16 protein-coding genes, 1 other RNA gene and 2 pseudogenes are annotated in these 14,929 nt (G+C 38.3%); 12 read left to right on the top strand and 7 right to left on the bottom strand.

Annotation, left to right across the window (positions count from 1 at the left end):
- Positions 1-81: 81 nt before the first annotated feature.
- The 3 genes and pseudogenes from F3G76_RS00940 to F3G76_RS11055 form a co-directional block, all read right to left on the bottom strand.
- Positions 82-702, bottom strand: coding sequence for a Type 1 glutamine amidotransferase-like domain-containing protein (locus F3G76_RS00940; RefSeq protein WP_103575076.1), 621 nt, complete (start codon positions 700-702; stop codon positions 82-84).
- A 449-nt stretch (positions 703-1,151) separates the two neighbouring features.
- Positions 1,152-2,204, bottom strand: a pseudogene (locus tag F3G76_RS11060) (methyl-accepting chemotaxis protein); the annotation flags it as partial.
- Positions 2,205-2,228: 24 nt separating this feature from the next.
- Positions 2,229-3,059, bottom strand: a pseudogene (locus tag F3G76_RS11055) (Cache 3/Cache 2 fusion domain-containing protein); the annotation flags it as partial.
- A 571-nt stretch (positions 3,060-3,630) separates the two neighbouring features.
- On the opposite strand from F3G76_RS11055, the gene rnpB reads away from it, so the two are divergent.
- Positions 3,631-3,957: RNase P RNA component class A (rnpB, locus tag F3G76_RS00930), an RNA gene on the top strand.
- Between the two features lie 101 nt (positions 3,958-4,058).
- On the opposite strand, the gene F3G76_RS00925 is transcribed toward rnpB, so the two are convergent.
- The 4 genes from F3G76_RS00925 to flaG are packed head-to-tail and all read right to left on the bottom strand — an operon-like array spanning position 4,059 to position 6,818.
- Positions 4,059-4,286 carry a hypothetical protein gene (locus F3G76_RS00925; protein ID WP_149705662.1) on the bottom strand — a complete coding sequence of 76 codons (228 nt, stop codon included), beginning with the start codon at positions 4,284-4,286 and terminating at the stop codon, positions 4,059-4,061.
- Entirely contained in the window at positions 4,279-4,650 is a 372-nt protein-coding gene (gene fliS / locus F3G76_RS00920; RefSeq protein WP_009293744.1) for a flagellar export chaperone FliS, read from the bottom strand. Before fliS ends, F3G76_RS00925 begins: the two co-directional genes overlap by 8 nt.
- A gap of 9 nt (positions 4,651-4,659) precedes the next feature.
- Positions 4,660-6,420 carry a flagellar filament capping protein FliD gene (gene fliD, locus F3G76_RS00915; RefSeq protein ID WP_149705661.1) on the bottom strand — a complete coding sequence of 587 codons (1,761 nt, stop codon included), beginning with the start codon at positions 6,418-6,420 and terminating at the stop codon, positions 4,660-4,662.
- A gap of 2 nt (positions 6,421-6,422) precedes the next feature.
- A complete protein-coding gene (flaG, locus tag F3G76_RS00910) occupies positions 6,423-6,818 on the bottom strand; it encodes a flagella length regulator FlaG (protein WP_002942325.1) in 396 nt (131 codons plus the stop codon).
- A gap of 119 nt (positions 6,819-6,937) precedes the next feature.
- Between flaG and F3G76_RS00905 the strand changes: the two genes are divergently transcribed.
- The 11 genes from F3G76_RS00905 (at position 6,938) to F3G76_RS00855 (ending at position 14,858) form a co-directional block, all read left to right on the top strand.
- A complete protein-coding gene (locus F3G76_RS00905) occupies positions 6,938-7,282 on the top strand; it encodes an ornithine carbamoyltransferase (RefSeq protein ID WP_149705660.1) in 345 nt (114 codons plus the stop codon).
- Positions 7,279-7,845, top strand: a complete 567-nt coding sequence (rsmD, locus tag F3G76_RS00900; RefSeq protein ID WP_012001655.1) for a 16S rRNA (guanine(966)-N(2))-methyltransferase RsmD — start codon at positions 7,279-7,281, stop codon at positions 7,843-7,845. The genes F3G76_RS00905 and rsmD overlap by 4 nt, the downstream gene beginning before the upstream one ends.
- Before the next feature lie 56 nt (positions 7,846-7,901).
- Positions 7,902-8,954 (top strand): flagellar basal body P-ring protein FlgI, encoded by a 1,053-nt coding sequence (locus F3G76_RS00895; protein WP_002942326.1) that lies wholly within the window; start codon positions 7,902-7,904, stop codon positions 8,952-8,954.
- The gene (locus F3G76_RS00890) at positions 8,954-9,253 is read left to right on the top strand and encodes a rod-binding protein (protein ID WP_002942304.1); all 300 of its coding nucleotides are present in this window, start codon (positions 8,954-8,956) and stop codon (positions 9,251-9,253) included. The genes F3G76_RS00895 and F3G76_RS00890 overlap by 1 nt, the downstream gene beginning before the upstream one ends.
- Positions 9,254-9,311: 58 nt before the next feature.
- Complete coding sequence (locus tag F3G76_RS00885; protein ID WP_035142326.1) at positions 9,312-9,515, top strand: flagellar biosynthesis anti-sigma factor FlgM; 204 nt, start codon at positions 9,312-9,314, stop codon at positions 9,513-9,515.
- 16 nt (positions 9,516-9,531) lie between these two features.
- Entirely contained in the window at positions 9,532-9,963 is a 432-nt protein-coding gene (locus F3G76_RS00880; RefSeq protein ID WP_002942314.1) for a flagellar export chaperone FlgN, read from the top strand.
- 4 nt (positions 9,964-9,967) lie between these two features.
- Positions 9,968-11,839 (top strand): flagellar hook-associated protein FlgK, encoded by a 1,872-nt coding sequence (gene flgK, locus F3G76_RS00875; protein WP_103558154.1) that lies wholly within the window; start codon positions 9,968-9,970, stop codon positions 11,837-11,839.
- Positions 11,836-12,603 carry a TIGR02757 family protein gene (locus F3G76_RS00870; protein ID WP_103607470.1) on the top strand — a complete coding sequence of 256 codons (768 nt, stop codon included), beginning with the start codon at positions 11,836-11,838 and terminating at the stop codon, positions 12,601-12,603. The genes flgK and F3G76_RS00870 overlap by 4 nt, the downstream gene beginning before the upstream one ends.
- 66 nt (positions 12,604-12,669) lie before the next feature.
- On the top strand, positions 12,670-13,206 hold the full coding sequence (locus tag F3G76_RS00865) for a superoxide dismutase family protein (RefSeq protein ID WP_103607469.1): 537 nt from the start codon (positions 12,670-12,672) through the stop codon (positions 13,204-13,206).
- Between the two features lie 144 nt (positions 13,207-13,350).
- Positions 13,351-14,112: a TSUP family transporter gene (locus F3G76_RS00860; protein WP_149705659.1), complete on the top strand. Its 762-nt coding sequence runs from the start codon at positions 13,351-13,353 to the stop codon at positions 14,110-14,112.
- 65 nt (positions 14,113-14,177) lie between these two features.
- A complete protein-coding gene (locus tag F3G76_RS00855; protein ID WP_149705658.1) occupies positions 14,178-14,858 on the top strand; it encodes a F0F1 ATP synthase subunit A in 681 nt (226 codons plus the stop codon).
- Positions 14,859-14,929: the final 71 nt, after the last annotated feature.

The following is a 14,929-nucleotide window of genomic DNA, read 5'->3' as shown; positions in this document are numbered from 1 at the left end:
GACAAAAAGTGATTTTATAGGGAAAATGCTCTGAGTAAATATTTGGCGTATGTTTTATCAGAGATCGCATAAATTTTTATCTCAAAGCGCAATAAATTCAGCATTATTTATAGGTCGCAAATCGTACAAGTCCCCAAATTTCTCCATTATCTCGTGAGTAGCCTCCACAAAAGGCTCACAGTCAAAGTGCGGCACTACGCAAAAATCAACCAAATTTAATCCTGTAAAATCACTCATGTTTACACTACTTTTATCCATAAGCGTAGCATATCTCGTGTCTGGTGCGGCCACGATCGCCCCTGCTGACTCACCGACGTAAATTTTACCAGCTTTAACCGCGTTTTTTATAGCTTGTTCGGCGCACGATTTTCGCAGCTCATTAAGCAGATAAAATGTATTTCCACCGCTTACATAAATGATGTCGCACTTATTAATAGTAGCTAAAATTTTATCATCTGCAACACAAAACTCATCACATTCAGAAATCTGCGTAACCAAGTTTTTAACACAAGAAATATCAATACGAGTCAGCTTCGCACCAAATTTTTCCAAAATTTTCACCGCTTCATCTACGTAAAAATTCACCTCTTCAAATTTTGCTGCAGTATCGATAAAAGCAACATGCTTACCTTGAAAATCTACCACTTCATTGATCTTGCTCGCAACCTCCGCGAAGTAGGAGCAAAGAAAAATATTTGCCATTCCTTTATTCCTTTTAAAAGATATTTAAATTTAAGAGCCAATTATATCCGAAAATAAGCTTAAAAGATCCGCATTTTGCAATCGTCTGTCGCTCACAAGCTTCCCATATCTTGCGCTACAGCTTAGTATTTAGAGATTTATAGTGGTTTGTATTTTTAGTATACATGGTTGAGTAAGAAAAATTTAAAAATTTAATTATGAATTTTAATGCAAAAATTTAAGGCAAAGTATCGCAATATTTTTTAAGAGTTTTTTCTCTTGTGATAGCAACTGCAAGTAGAAACAACGTAAAAATTTAGCGAAGATAAGAGATATAATCTATCAAGCCAAATTTTTACTAGTTTTATAAAGATAGGTTAAAAAGGCTAGCTAGCTAAATTTAGCTAGGTGAAATTTAAAAAGGTCTAGCCAAAGCTAGACCTAAAAATATTAGCTTAAGAAATAAAAACTTAAGTTCTAAAGACACTTAGTTTTGTATTTAGCGCATCTGTCATCTTATTTAGATGTTCAGCCGCAGAAGCTATCTCTTCTACGCTTCTAGCATTTTCAGATGAAATTTGATTGATATCTGAGATGCCATCCATGATCTCATTTACATTCTTACCAGTTGCGATGTAGTCTTGCATAGTCTTATCAGACATCGCTATGGCGTTATTCATCGTTGCGCTCATATCATTTATCGTCTTTTCAACTTCGCTTGCCACGTGGGTAAGCTCTTGAATTTGTTTAGAGTTGATGCCCATTTGCTCGCTGCTATCATTGATCGCTTGAACGATAACGTTGATAGTTGCATTTATCTCTGTTAGAGATTTTTGAGTTCTCTCAGCTAGCTGTCTAACTTCATCAGCTACGACTGCAAAGCCACGTCCATGCTCACCTGCACGTGCTGCCTCAATGGCTGCATTAAGAGCTAGTAAATTTGTCTGATCAGCGATGTCATTTATAACCACAAGGACTGATTTTACCTGCTCAGCATCACGGCTAAGCTGCTCGATCTTGCCAGCCATTTGATTTTCTACATTAGCAGAGTCTATGATCTGAGATGATAGAGATCTGATAGCCTCGGTAGCTGTTTTTATATGAGTGCTTGCCTTTTGAAGGTCGTCTTTGCCAGCTTGAGCTACCGCTAAAGACTCTTTCATGCTTTCTTGCATAGACTTGCATCTTTGATTTGTCTCTTCAACGATCTGGGTTGATTCTTCTACGCGTTTGCCTGTTTGAAGAGATGTAGAGCTTAGCTCGTTTGCAACTGAGCTGTTTTCACTTGAAAGATTTTTAGTGTCGCTTATAAGCACTCTTATGCGCTCTATGAAGTTATTTATATCATTGCTTATTTTAGCTATCTCGTCTTTGCCGTAGATTGGGATTTTAAGAGTAAAGTCAGATGTTATAGCATTTAAATTTGCTCCTAGTCTATCGATAGGATTTGCAACTAGCTTTTTAAGCAAGAAGATAGATACTATGATAAGAAGCAATGTAACTATAATGCTTGCGATGATGAAGTTTTTGCTAACTACTTTTTGAGGTGTTAAAAAGTCATCAGTAACAGCTGAGCCAAGCACGATCCAGTTAAGCTTGTCAAATGGCTCAAAAGCAACTACTCTCTCAACTCCATCAACATTTATGAGTTTGACACCTTCTTTAGTTTTTACTATATCATCAACTATATCTTTTAGCTGACCTTCTGGTGCTTTGCCAGCTAGTTTTGGGTGGATGTCATAGACATTTGTCTTTGTATTAAAGATTGAGAAGTATCCACGCTCGCCTAGCTTCATTTGTGCCATTGTCTTTTGAAGATCTTCTAGGCCTTCAGTGAAGTCATAACCTATAAATAAAACTGCTACAACCTCGCCGTTTTGAATGACTGGCTCATAAACACACATATAGTTTCTACCAAAAATATTTAGAGCTCCAACATATGTCTCTTTGTTCATCATCTTTGGATAGATCGTTTTATTTAGCATACCAAGCGCTCTACTGCCATCATCTAGTAAAAGTGAGGTAGATACAGCAGCAAATTCATTGCCTGATTTTGCAAAGATGGTTGGGATACCGCCGTTTGTTAGCTTTTTGATCTTATCAGAAATTTCATGGTTGTTATTTAGCACACCCATTTTATCTGAGATAAGCTCTACAGCATCGTCGTTTTCTGTTTTTATGGTTTGGCTAGTGGCTCTTATATTACCTAAAGCCTCTTTTAAGACATGCATATATAGTTTTGCATTATCTTCGTTATCTTCATCAAATAGCTCAACTGTGTCCATCGCAAGCGCAACGTTTTGCTGGATAGTTGTTTCTACTCCCTCCTTGATCTCACGCTCTAAGACATGTGATATAAAAAATACAAAGCAAGCCATACAAATGGCAAGAACTAAAGCGATGATCGCTGAGACCTTGACTAAGATGCTACGCAAATTCATCTATATCCTCCTTGGTTTAGATTTTAAGGGTTTATTATACAAATTTTTTCTCGTAAAACATATAGAATTTTGGGGAAAAATAACGAATTTTAAATTTTTGTTTGCTTTGTATTTATAATTATAACTTTTATGAAACTGGAGTAAAAATTTATAAAAAATTGCTATTTAAATTTAGCTTTTTAAGCAAAATTTATAGTTTGGTAAAAGCAAGAAAATTGCGCTTTTGAGGGATTAAAATTTAAATTTGTATCGTTTTGTTGATTTGTCGTCTATTTTATTATATTTATTTAAGCTTCAAAGCAAAATAACAAAAAAGTGAAATTTGGAGCGTTTTACTCTTGATTTTGTAAAGAAATTTTAAAAAGATTAAATAAAAAAATTAATTTCATACCAAGTTGTGACAAAATTTAGGCCCAAAAATCAAAAAAATTCCCGAGATAAATTTAGAAAATTTGATGAAAAATTTAGCCGCAGGGTAAATTTATATATTTTTAAATATAATCACGCTCTGGCACGGTAAGCGGTCGCTTTTGCATCTTGTAAAAGAGGAAAGTCCGAGCTGCGATAAGACAAAGTTCCATCTAACGGATGGCTAGGGAAACCTAAGGGATAGTGTAACAGAAAGCAAACTTCCGCTTCGGCGGTAAAGGTGAAACGGCGGGGTAAGAGCCCACCGGCGCGCTTGGTAACTTGCGCGGCCATATAAACCCAACTTGCAGCAAGAAGGGATGGTTTTGGTCTTATATTAAAACCCTTCGCTAGAGCTTGTTTGCAAAAGCAAGCGTAGATAAATGATCGCTCAAGACAGAACTCGGCTTAACGCCGTGCCTTCGCTTAAATTTAGAGTAAATTTCAAGTAGCAAGCAGTTAGTAAATTTGAAAGTTTTTCAAGACAGAACCGGCAAATATACCGTGCCTTGAAAGTTTGAGTTTAGATTAGTTTTTTACGTATTTTTGAGCTTTTTGTAGCTTTGTAAGCTCGTTTTGGATGTGTGAAGATTTAGTTTTAAAAAGCTCTATCGCACCACCTATCAAGGCCTTTGCCTCTTCAGCTGCAGCTAAGCTTTTAAACATATCTTCGCTAAAGCTTTGTGATAGTGCAGCTAGCTTTCTTGTATCTTCGTTTATTAACGCTAGCTTAAATTCATTGATCCAGCTATTCACCTGATGTTACCTCCCTCCATGCTTCTGATAACTGCTTTACGACATTTGTTACTTCATTTAGCGCGTTAATATCATTTTGGATATTTGCCATAGCAAGAAGCTGCATCTGTCTTGTATAAAGTCCGCTAAGGTAGTGAGCCACGTCGCCTTGAGAATAATCAAGCGAGTTTAAAAGCTCGACAAAGATAGCGTTTGCTCTGTTTATATAATAGACCTTTTTCTCTATATCTCCAGCTTCGATCGCTTTTTTTGTGCGAAATATAAATTTTAAAATTCCGTCATAAAGCATTTCTATTAATTTAGTCGGGGACTCGATGCCCCCGAAACTCGACTGTGCGTATGCACTATATGCACTTTGATTCATTTTTCTCTCTTAGTTCTTATTGTTTAGCTCAGCATCTATCATTGATTTTAATGTAGCAAACTGATTTTCTAAACTTGCGATGATAGCGTTATACTTGATGAAGCGCTCTTGCATCGTTGTATATTTCTCATCTAAAAGCTTTTGAGTGCTCTCTTTGTTTTTAGTGATAGACTCACTCTCATCTTTTAGCTGATTTTGCATAGCGATCATCGTACCTTCTTTGCCAACAGCACCATCAAGCATCTTAGCTAGCTTTGTAAAAAGTCCATCAGTTTTTTTAGTCACTGGATTTACAGTGGCTTCACTCATACCAAGAGTTGCTAGTGCAGAAGCTTTGCCTTTTACTTCGATATTTTCGCCATCGCTTCTTTTTAAGATGATCCTCTTGCCACTTTGATCAAGGCTAGCTGTGACACCGTCTATACCAGCGTCATTGATGGCTTGTTGAAGCTTTAGAGCGTTGTCCTCAACTGTCCCGCCAGCTGCGGTTGAAAATATAACTGACTTACCATTTATCGTTAGATCGCCAGCTTGGATATTTAACGCACCTGCGCTAACGGTTGAGTTACCCATGTAACTTATCGGCTCGGTCTTGCTTGAACCCATGAAAAATTTCTGAATTTCTTCTGGATCTTTGCTAAGAGCTGCGTTAAATTTGTTTAGATCAAGCTGAAGCTGACCGTCTTTATCTGGTACTATGCCAAATTTACTTAGCGCTTTACCTTCGCTATCTTGACCATTTACTAGACGTCCGATGTTTGATCTAAGGCTTGAAATTTCACTCACACCTTGAAAAGTACCAGCACCTTTTTCTTCGTCATATTTTGTAGCGATCTCAAGGTTCATAGTCATTAGGTTGTAGTCTTTTATAAACTCTTCAACCGCTTTTACGACCTCTTCAGTGTTTTGAGAGATGCTGACATTTGTCTTGCCAGTCTCATTTAGCGTGATATTTACACCCGGTCTTAGATCATCAAAGCTATTTTTGCTTCTTTTGATATTTACGCCGTTATATGTAAATTCTGCATCTTGCGCTTTTAGAATTCTATTTTTCTCCAAATTTGATGTCATCTTTGGCGTGCCATCAGGATTTGTTAGCGCTGTGCCGTGCTCGTCTGTGTCTTGAAACTGCGTATCATCCCAGCCAAGCTTGTCTAAAACGCCAGCAGTGTCGTTTGAAAATTTGATAGTCTGTGTAGCGCCAGTGCTGCCTGATTGAAGCATTATTTGATTTGGTTTATCGCCACCAACATTTAAAATTCTAGCTTGCAATTTACCGCCACTTACGTCATTTATCTTATCAACGATATCTTGATACGTTGTAGATCTTGTCACGCCGATAGAGAATTTTTGTCCATCGATCTCAACATCAAACGAGCCAGTATTTGTCGCACCCACCATGCTTGAAGAATTTTTGAAATTCTTGCTTTGAAATGTATCTTTTTGAGCAAGTTTTTGCACATCGATACTAAAGCTTTGCACGCTAACGCCGTTTGCCGCTGAAGCTGTGACGCTTTTGCCAGCGTTATTTGTATTTCTTTTTAGATAAAGTGCCTCGCCGCCAAGTGTTTTACCACTAACATTTACGTTGCTAACAAGAGTTTTTAGCGCCGCAAGGTCCTTTTGCTTAAGCTCATTTTTCTCTAGTCTTGTTGTAAGTGGTTTGATCTGTCCGGCCTCATCAGCCTCTTTTAGTTTCTTGATAAGCTCATCGTTTAGGCCGCTATTTTTTGTACCGATGCCTAAATTTGTTACGTTACCTACTGCCATTTTTAACTCTCCTTGTCAAAAAGTATTCCGATACTTTCTTTGAAATACTCGCTGATTTTTATAGCTTCTTTGCTCGGAAGCTGTGTTATCTCTTCGCCTGTTTTGGCGTCTTTTACTTGCACTACCATTAAATTTAACTTCTCGTTGTAAGCAAATCTTACATTAGTATCGAGCTGCTGCATCTGATAGTTTAGCCTATCAGTGACCTCTCTTGTCTTTCTAGCAAGATCCTCGTTGCTAAGTCCGTCAAGCTCGTTAGCATCCTTTGATTTGCCGTTTTTATCGGCATTTACTTTGACATCTGAGTGCTCGATAGGTCTGCTATCAATTTGACGCTGAGCCGACGTGCTCATGCTTGCATCAAGTGTTTGATTTGCCGCTGCTTTGAAAATTTCCATAGTTTTACTCCTTAAAACTTACGCTAGCTCCTACATCGGTAAAATTTTAAATTCCTTTAGTATTTATATAAATTTTTGATTATTTAGGTTAAAATCGAGCAAAATTTATAGGACGGGATATGAAAATTTCATTTGAATGCGACTGCATTTTGCTGCAAAAGACCTTACTGCTTTTTTGTGGAAATTTAGCCGCTCATCATAAGGATTGTGATTTTGTAGTAAGTGACCGCGAGATCGTCACAAAAAAACCGCTATTTATAATAGGTAAGAACGCCCATCTTTCTCATCCATTCACAAGAGCCACTCTTCTTGATACACTCGAGGAGTTTTACTCAGCCACGCAAATTTCAAAGGCAAAAGAGCCAGATCAGATAGTAAATGAAAAGAGTTTGGAGCAAAAAGTATCACTCTTAATTGATAAATTTAAAGCCGATCTGTTTGAAATTTTAAGGGCAAATCAGTGAAACTTTACACCAAAATATCAAGTGGTAAATTTAAAGGCAAAAGGCTTGAATTGCCAAGTCTAAGCACGACAAGAAGCACAAAAAGCATCGTAAAAGAGTCCTTTTTTAACGTCATCAGAGATGAAATTTACTCACTTACATTTATAGAGGGTTTTGGCGGAAGCGGCGTGATGGCAAGCGAGGCCGTTAGCAACGGAGCACGCGAGGCTATCGCTATCGAAAAAGATAGGGCTGCTTTTAAGATCACGCAAAGTAACCTTGCAAGCCTGCAAAGTCCAAATTTAAAAGCTATAAATGGCGACAGCTTTGCGCTTTTGCCTGATCTTGTAAATTCGCAAAATGGCAAGGTTTTGCTCTATCTTGATCCGCCATTTGACATAAGAGCTGGCTTTGATGATATCTACGAAAAGCTCGTAAATTTGATCTCACAGCTAAAAAAAGAGAAAATTTATATGATAGTTTTTGAGCATAACAGCGACTTTAAATTTGGCGATGAAATTTCTGCGTATAAGCTTGTTAAATTTAAAAAATTTGGAGCCACTTCTCTCTCTTATTTTCAGTAAATTTTGGAACATCTTTTGCTTTAAAAACCTAAAATAGCTAAATTTTAGGAAAAAATATGAATAAATTTTTATCTTTTGTAGCAGCTTCAGTGATAGCTACTTCAGCCTTTGCTACGCAGATAAAAGAGCTTGCAAACATCGTTGGAGTAAGGGATAACCAGCTAATAGGCTATGGTTTAGTCGTCGGACTAAACGGCACAGGGGATGGCTCAACGTCAAAATTTACGATCCAGTCGCTATCAAACATGCTTCAAGGCGTAAATGTCAAGATAAATCCAGATGATATCAAGTCTAAAAACGCAGCTGCTGTTATGGTGACAGCAAAATTGCCTGCATTTGCAAGGCATGGCGACAAGCTTGATATCGAGATCTCATCTATCGGCGATGCAAAAAGCTTGCAAGGTGGCACACTTCTTATGACTCCACTAAAAGGCGTTGATGGCGATATCTACGCTTTGGCTCAAGGACCTCTAAGCATCGGTGGCAAAAGCGCAGGCAGAAGTGGCGGCAACCACCCAACCGTTGGTACTATCTTAAATGGTGCCCTTGTGGAGCGAGAGGTTACTTACGATATCTACAACCAAGATAGCATAAAGCTAAGCCTAAAAGATACAAATTTCAAAACCGCTCTTGATATCCAAAACGCCATAAATGCAAACATCTCAGACGATACTGCAAAGGCGATAGATCCAAGAACGGTTATCGTTAAAAAGCCAGATGACGTTAGCATCATCGAGCTTGCGAGCGCTGTGCTTGATCTTGACGTGGAGTATAAGCCAGATGAGAAAATCGTAGTTGATGAGAGAACTGGCACGATAGTTAGCGGTATAAACGCAGTAGTTAGTCCAGTCGTGATAACTCACGGCGCCATAACTATAAAAATAGAGCCAAACAGCTATGAAGAGGCGGCGCAAAATGATGTAAATATAGGTAGCGACACCTCGGTGGCTCCTAGTCAAAATTTACTTAAAATTTCAGGAGAAAAAACGACCGTTGCAAACGTGACAAGAGCACTAAATAAACTTGGCGCAACACCAAGTGATATCATCTCGATACTTGAAAATTTAAAAAGAGTTGGCGCGATACAAGTCGATCTGGAGATAATATAATGCAAATAGACAACACCCTAGCACTAAATTCATACAATGACATCTCAGCAAACAAGATAAAAAATGCAAATGCCAAACAAGATGCACTTTTAAAAGAGCAAACTGACGCTTTTGAAGCATTTATGGTAAAAGCTGTTCTTGATATCGCTTTAAAAGAGGATGACAAGAACTCACTCTATCCAAAAGCCGCTGGCAGCGACATTTACAGGTCTATGTATAATGACGCTATGAGCAAAGCTTTGAGTGGAAATTTAGGTTTTTCAGAACTTTTATACGATTTTTTGAAGAGAGACTCTTAAGTAAATTTATATTTTGCCGATGTAGTGATATAAACATTTTATTTTAAGAGGTATGGATATGATAACTCCTTTGAACCAAAGACCAAACTACCAGGCAAATACGCTAAATAAAAATAGCGATGCTAGAGTTGAAAATGAAAACAAAGAAGTAAAAACAAACGAAAACGCAAGAGTAAAAGAGATAGCTGATGCAATAGCAAATGGCACCTATCAGGTAGATATCTCTAAAACAGCAAAAGCTGTGGCTGATGCGTTGCTCTAAATTTAAAGGAATTTAAATGATAAAGAAGCTTTTGGACGAGGCCATAGGCGAGCTAGACGAGCTTATAAATTTAACGATGCAAGATATCGCCAACATAAAAGAGGCGAAGCACTCAAGTGTTGATGAGAGCGTGAAGAAGAAAAATGCTCTCGTGCGTGCTTTTGAAGATACCAAAAGAGCTTTGGATAAAGAGCTACTAAGGGTTTCAAAAGAGAGTGGCACTACGACACTTGCAAGCGTTTTAGATGATGAAGTGAAGTCAAAGCTGGTGCTTATGCGTTCAAAGCTTGAAATTTTGCATAAAGTAAATAAAGAATATGCAAGACACGTCGTTGTTGTTAAGGAGTTTTTCGACTCGCTTAGCAAAAAAGTCTTTGGTACTCAGACTAATGAATACGGACAAGACGGCAGCGGCACAGATAATAATTTTTACAAATCAAGGGTTTAAAAAAATGGCTAATATCTTTATGTCATTAGGCACAGGCGTTTCAGGGCTAAATGCAGCCCAAGTGCAAATAAGCACAACTGGAAACAACATCACAAACGCCGATAGTAACTACTACACAAGGCAGCGTGTAGTCCAGTCAGCATCTCCAGCGATGAACACAGTCCCTGGCGGAGTTGGCACAGGTACGCAAGTAGATACTGTGACAAGGCTTCACGATGAGTTTGCCTATTCAAGACTAAAATATTCATCATCAAATTTAGAAAATACAGGCTATAAACAGAGAATTTTACAAGAGGCGACAAAATACTTCCCAGATCTAAAAGATAACGGCATGGTAAAAGATATACAGGAGTATTTTGCTGCGTGGAACAACTTTGCTTCAAACCCAGACGAGGGCGCTCAAAAGGTAAATTTGATAAACAAAGCTAGCGTTTTAACAGGTAGCATCAACCGCTCATCAAAGATGCTTTATGATATGCACACGCAGATAGATGAGACTATAAAGATAAACATAAACGAGATAAATTCACTTGGCAAGCAAATAGCAAATATCAATAAGCAAATTCAAAGAGTTGAATCTGGCGCAGATGCTGGCATCAAAATAAATGCAAACGATCTTCGCGACAAGCGCGATGAGCTAGAGCTTGCTATGTCAAAGCTAGTAAATACAGCTGTTTATAAAAGCGATCTAAAAAGCGAGTCAAGGATAGATACGGGCATAAGCGATCAAGGAAGATACTACAACCTAAATATCGGCGGTGTGAGCATAGTTGATGGTGTAAATTTTCATGAAATTTCTATGAGCTCAACCGAGAGTGGGCAATACACTAAAATTTATTATGAAAGAGAAGATGGCAGACGCATCCCTATGGAGGAGAAGATCACAAATGGCAAGATAGGCGCTGCACTTGATCTTAGGGGCCGTAACTACGAGCCAGATAATGATAAATTTAGCGATGGTATCATCCAAAAATATATCGACAACCTAAATACATTTTCAAAAACTTTAATAACTAGCACAAACAACGTCTATGCCGAGTCTGCGGTTGAAATTTCAAACTCAGATCCGATCAGCTATCTAGAAAACGACAAGACGCTGATGAACCACGACAACAGCATAAGAAACGGCAGTTTTGATGCTATCGTTTATGACAACAAGGGTAACGTCGTAGCTAAAAAAACTATCGAGATAAACGGCACAACGACGATGAATGATACAAAATACGGCAACTCTGTTGTGCAGGATTTTAACTCAAATTCAGACGATAATAACGACAACAACATGCTAAATGACGTCGATGACTTCTTTGAAGCGTCGTATTTTTATGATAAAAACACGCATCAAGGCACATTTGCGCTCATACCAAAGCAAGCTCAAGGGCTTTATAGCATCTCAATAGTCGATCACGGCACAAATTTCCCAGGCGTTGTTGGTATCAACAGATTTTTCTCTGGTACAAACTCAAATACAATAGGTATCAATCAAAATTTCACCCAAGATCATACAAAACTTCGTGCCTACTCAAAGCCAGTTGTCGGAAACAACGAAGTTGCAAACAAGATGATCCAGCTTCAGTACCAAAAGCAGACATTTTACTCAAGTGGCACTGCGCTTGATAGAGATGAGACGATCGAGGGGTATTACCGCTATTTCACAACCGATATGGCGAGCGATACCGAGGCGAACAACACTATCCACGACACAAACACATCTTTGCAAAGGACTGCTGAAGAGGAATTTCAATCAACAAGTGGCGTAGATACCAACGAAGAGCTTACAAACTTGATCCGCTTTCAAGCAAGCTACGGCGCAGCAGCAAAGATCATCACGACCGTTGATCAGATGCTTGACACCCTTCTTTCACTAAAACAATGAGCGAACTAAAGAGCCTTTTAGACGCGCACGTACTTAGTAAAAATACAAATTCGGGGCTATTTGACGCCCCAGACCCACTCCAAGTAGCTACTAAATTTAAAGAGCCAAACGTAGCACTCATTTGCGCGTTATTTGCCTATGGCAACGCAAAAATGATAGTGAAATTTCTAAATTCACTTGAATTTAGCTTGCTTGATGAGAGTGAGCAAAATATCAAGAAAAATCTGTCAAATTTCAAATACCGCTTTCAAAATGAAAATGATGTGAGAGAAATTTTCATCACGCTCTCACGCCTGAAAAAAGAGGCTGACATAGAAGAAATTTTGCGCCAAGGTCTAGCAAAAAATGGCGAGATGATAGAGGGCGTAAATGAGCTTATTAAATTTATATATGGGCTAAATTCTTACCGCTCGGATGGATATGAGTTTTTCTTTGGTAAGAGCTTTGATAAAGAGCCACAAAGCCCATATAAACGCTACAATATGTATCTTCGCTGGATGGTGCGAGATAGTGACATTGACCTTGGACTATTTAAAAATTTGCCAAAAGATAGACTTTTGATGCCACTTGACGTGCATACGCATAGGGTTTCACTAAATTTAGGACTTATAAATAGAAAGAGCTACGACTTCAAAGCGGTGATGGAGCTTACAAAAAAACTTAGAGAATTTGACGAGCTAGACCCGATAAAATACGACTTTGCGCTTTACAGGATAGGGCAGAGCAAAGAGCTAGAAACTATCGTAAAAAATCTTAAAAAATAAAAATTATTGCTAAATTTTTAAATTTAGGATAGACTTACCATACAATTTTATCCATAAGGAGCTTGTATGAAAAAAATCGTTTTACTAAGTGCAGTTTTAGGAACTTTGCTTTTTGCTCACGAGAGTCATCACTTTGATCCAAAGGCTGGCGAACATCTAGTCATACCTGTTAATGAGCTAAGCGAAAAAGGCGATAAGAGCGTTGGCGAAGTAGTAGCTGTTAAGACAAACTACGGCGTTGCGTTTTTTCCAAATTTAAAAGGTCTTCCTGCAGGACTTCATGGCTTTCACGTTCATCAAAATGCTGATTGTGGCGCGACTGAAAAAGGTCTAGGCATGAAAGCAGGCGGTCACTGGGATCCAGCTGAGACAAAGATGCACTCATTTGCATGGGACGATAAGGGTCACAAAGGCGATCTACCAGCGCTTTATGTAGATGCTGAGGGCAATGCAAACTACCCAGTACTAGCTCCAAAGATAAAAAACCTTGACGAGCTAAAAGGTCACTCACTAATGGTTCACGTCGGTGGTGACAACCACAGCGACCAGCCAAAAGCACTTGGCGGTGGCGGTGCTAGAATGCTTTGCGGCGTTATTAAATAATTAAGCCCCACAAAAAGCCTTTAAATTTATATGTTTAAAGGCTTTTTTAAATTTTGCGCTCAAATTTAACCCCCGTTTCTAAGATGAAATTTCAAAATTTTAAACTACAATCCGCTTTTTAACTTAAATTTACAAAGAACAAAAATGGAATTTGACCTACTTAGCTACACTGTCTTTTTTATCGCCGCGTTTTTGGGTGGTTTTATCGATGCGATCGCAGGAGGCGGCGGACTTATCACTTTGCCAGCTATCATGGCAATGGGCGTGCCACCTCATCTTGCCCTTGGCACAAACAAGCTTCAAGGCGTCTTTGGAAGCTTTACTGCAACGCTAAATTTCACTAAAAAAGGGCTGATTAACTATAAAGAGTGCTTTATTGGCATAGTTTTTACATTCATCGGAGCGGCCATTGGAGCGACACTTATCTTATTTTTAAATGCAAATTTCTTAAAAATAATCATCCCATTTTTGCTAATCGCCATCTTCATCTACACGCTTTTTATGCCAAAAATAGGCGAGAACGACAGGGCTGCAAAGATGAATGAGAGGCTTTTTTATGTCATTTTTGGACTAATTCTTGGCTTTTATGATGGCTTTTTTGGCCCAGGAGCAGGCTCGTTTTGGATGTTTGCGATGGTGGCTTTAATTGGGCTAAATTTAAAAAAGGCGGTCGCTCACACGAAAGCTTTAAATTTTACTAGCAACATCGTAGCACTTGGTGTTTTTATAGCAGGTGGGCAGATACTTTGGCTGGTTGGCTTTTTAATGGCTGTAGGGCAAATTTTAGGAGCTTATTTTGGCTCAAATTTAGTCATCAAAAAAGAGGTTAAATTTATTAGAACGATGTTTTTGATAGTTGTCGCAGCGACCATTTGCAAACTACTTTTTGACTACTTCAAGGCTTAAAATTAAAAATGTTTTAACAATAATTTTGTTACAATCACGCAAAATTCTAAATCTAAGGTAAATCAATGAAAGATTTGTTTCTATTCTCAAATTTGCTAAACCACTCACACGCCTTCATCTACGCGTTTCACTTTTGCCTTGTAGCTTTGATCATCCTCATCGTTGCTTACATCGCAAGGAGTAAAATGCAGCTTGTGCCAAGAGGCCTTCAAAACATAGTTGAGGCTTATTTAGAGGGCGTTATCTCTATGGGCAAGGATACTTTAGGTAGCGAAAAGCTAGCTAGAAAATATCTCCCACTTGTCGCAACTATCGGCTTTATCGTATTTTTCTCAAACGTCATCGGCATCATCCCTGGCTTTGAGTCACCAAGCTCAAGCTTAAATTTAACTCTAGTTTTGGCTTTGGTTGTATTTATTTACTACAACTTTGAGGGCATTAGAGAAAATGGCTTTTTCAAATACTTTGGACACTTCATGGGACCAAACAAATTTCTAGCTCCTATTATGTTTCCAGTCGAAGTCATCTCACATCTTTCACGTGTAGTTTCGCTATCTTTCCGTCTTTTTGGTAATATCAAGGGCGATGACTTGTTCTTACTTGCGATGCTTACACTTGCACCTTGGTTTGCTCCACTTCCAGCCTTTGCACTTCTAACACTTATGGCTGTTTTGCAAACATTTATCTTCATGATGCTAACTTACGTTTATCTAGCTGGCGCAGTCGCTATTAGCGGAGAACACTAAAATTTAAAGCCATATTTTTATATGGCTTCTCTCTTTTAAATTTATTCTCCAAAAACATTTTTAACCTATAT

Source organism: Campylobacter concisus (assembly GCF_902460575.1).
GTDB classification, from domain to species: Bacteria; Campylobacterota; Campylobacteria; order Campylobacterales; family Campylobacteraceae; genus Campylobacter_A; species Campylobacter_A concisus_AW.
Note: the sequence above shows the minus strand (reverse complement) of the source record. Positions and strands in the feature narration are given on the sequence as shown.